The sequence below is a fragment of the Streptomyces atratus genome, assembly GCF_014648655.1.
GTDB lineage: Bacteria > Actinomycetota > Actinomycetes > Streptomycetales > Streptomycetaceae > Streptomyces > Streptomyces atratus.
Map to the genome: position 1 here is coordinate 1 of NZ_BMRN01000224.1, position 644 is coordinate 644.

Below are 644 nucleotides of genomic sequence, written 5' to 3' on the forward strand. Positions count from 1 at the left end.
TCCTTGACGTTGGCGGCGCCGCCCTCGACGGTGGCGACGATCCGGGCGACGTCATCGGCCGTGAGGTCGACCAGCGGCAGCATCGCGGGCGTGATCTCGGTGGCGTCCGCCGGGATGAGGTTGTCCGGGACCTCGGCCTGCTCGGCGCCGACGGAGAGTGCGACTCCGGCCGGGGTCGGGGCGTCGAAGAGGGCCCGCATCGAGACCGAGACGTTCTGGGTGCGCAGGATCTCGACCAGGCGCACCGCGAGGAGGGAGTGCCCGCCGAGCCGGAAGAAGTCGTCGTCGACGCCCACGTTCTCCAGGCCCAGGACCTCGGCGAAGGCCGCGCAGAGGATCTCTTCCCGTGCGTTGGCCGGCCCGCGTCCCGTACCGGAGAGGACGCCGAAGTCAGGGGCGGGAAGCGCCTTGCGGTCGAGCTTGCCGTTCACCGACAGGGGCAGGGCTTCCAGGGTGACGACGGCCGAGGGGACCATGTAATCGGGGAGCCGCTCGGCCGCGAACTGCCGTATGGATTCCGGGAGTCGGCTGCTGTGGACCTCGGTCGGTACGACGTAGGCGACGAGCCGGGTGTCCCCGGGCACGTCCTCGCGGGCGACGACAGCGGCCCGGGCGACCTGCGGGTGTGCGGCCACGACGGCCTG

At 72.0% G+C, this 644-nt stretch carries 1 protein-coding gene; it reads right to left on the reverse strand.

Annotated elements, in window-relative coordinates; genetic code table 11:
- The coding region (locus IEZ15_RS44220) for an AMP-binding enzyme (RefSeq protein WP_229846621.1) at positions 1–644 on the reverse strand (644 nt) is incomplete at both ends.